Annotated in this window: 2 protein-coding genes; both read right to left on the bottom strand. The window is 80.9% G+C overall.

From position 1 onward, the window contains the following. Positions 1 to 1,081: glycosyltransferase (locus tag GTR00_RS20315; protein ID WP_166613344.1), on the bottom strand; the 1,081-nt coding region annotated here is incomplete at its 3' end. Further along, positions 1,063 to 1,693 (bottom strand): CPBP family intramembrane glutamic endopeptidase (locus GTR00_RS20310; protein ID WP_166613343.1); only part of this gene is annotated, 631 nt, incomplete at its 5' end. The genes GTR00_RS20310 and GTR00_RS20315, both read right to left, overlap by 19 nt.

Here is a 1,693-nt window from a genome sequence, read left to right as displayed (position 1 = left end):
GTGCTGGCCGCGCGACGGCCGGCTTGTCCAGGTCGGCCCCGGCCACCACGAGCGGCAGGCCGTGCCGCAGCGCGGCCAGCACCCCGCCCCAGCCGCCGTTGGTCACCACCGCGTCCGTCAGCGGCAGCAGCCGCCCGTACGGCACGCGGTCGGCGACCACGGCGTTGGCCGGCACCGCGAACGGCAGCCGCGTGCGCCCCGGCACCCCCGTGACGGCGGCGACCGTGACGTCCCGCCGCCCCAGCGCCCGCAGCGCCGGGAGCAGCAGCTCGCCCGGGTCCGTGCCGAACGTGCCCTGCGTGACGTGCACCACCGGGCGCGGCGCGCGCAGCGCCTCCTCCCACCCCCCGGGCAGCGGCGCGTCCGCCCCGGCGGGCGGGAACGCCCCCGCGAAGTGCACGTGCGCGGGCAGGTCCCCGCGGCGCGGTTCCAGCCCCGGCACCCCCAGCGCCACCACCAGGTGCGGGGAGAACCACTGCTCCTCCAGCGGCACCCCGCGCGCGGGCAGCCCGGCGGCCGCGCGCACCTCGCGCAGCGCCACCCGCAGCGGGTGGGACGCCACGGGCACCAGCGCGCGCAGCGCCGCGTCCCGCGCCCGGCCCAGCGGCCCGCGCCCCGGCGCCAGCGGCACCCCCGGCGGTGGCAGGTCCCGGCTGGGCAGGGCCAGCGGGACCGCCGACACCGTCGCCCACGGCGTGCCGAAGCGCTCCGCGGCCAGCGCCCCGCCCAGGCTCGTGGAGTCCGCGACCAGCACGTCCCACGGGCGCCGCTCCCACTGCTGCGCCAGGTCGGCCACCTGCCCTGCGGCGGTGCGCACGAACACGTGCTCGAGGTTGGCCAGCACCCCCAGCGGCCCGCCGCGGCCGGTGGCGGGGAACGTCGCCGCCAGGGCGTGCTCGTCGAAGTCCGGCGCGCGCCGCCACGGCACCGGCTCGGCGCCCGCGGCGCGCACCCGCCCGCTGAACGCCGCACCGGTGTGCACCCGCACCCGGTGCCCGGCGCCGGTCAGCGCCCGCGCCACCTCCAGCAGGGGCGTGACGTGCCCCGTGAACGGCATCGCCGTCACCACCACCTCCGCCACGGCTGCCTCCTCCCGCTCAGCGCCGTGCCCGGGCTCGTGCCCGGGCTCGTGCCCGGGCTCGTGCCCGGCGCCGTCCTCAGCAGCGCCACGGCCAGCGCCGCCTCCAGCGCCACCACGAGCAGCAGCGCGCCCAGCGGCGCCCGCTGCGCCGGCAGCGAGAACAGGTTCGCGCTCGCGTGCAGCACGACGGCCAGCAGCGCGCTGCCGCCGGTGCGCAGGAACACGCCCGTGAACAGCGCCGACGCCACGACCAGATCCACCAGCAGCAGCAGCGGCGAGGTGCCCGCCAGGGCCAGGCCGGGGGTCCACAGCAGCGGCAGGTGCCACAGCGCCCACCCCGCCCCCAGCAGCGCGCCGGCCGCCACCGGCCCGGTGCGCTCCAGCAGCCGCGGCAGCGCGAACCCGCGCCAGCCGGCCTCCTCGCCCAGCCCGTCGGTGAGCAGCAGCACCAGCAGCAGCGGCACCAGCCCCGCCGCGCCGGCCTCCAGCGCGAGCGGGCGCACCTCCCGCAGCGCACCGCCCGCGGCGGCGTGCGCGCCCGCCGCCAGCGCCCACACCAGCGCCGGCCCGGCCAGGACGGCCACCCACCAGCGCCCCGGCACCCGCCAGCGC

The sequence above is a fragment of the Kineococcus indalonis genome, from assembly GCF_009906395.1.
Classification (GTDB): Bacteria; Actinomycetota; Actinomycetes; order Actinomycetales; family Kineococcaceae; genus Kineococcus; species Kineococcus indalonis.
The sequence above is the reverse complement of the archived record's forward strand: the minus strand, read 5'-3'. Positions and strand labels throughout refer to the sequence as shown.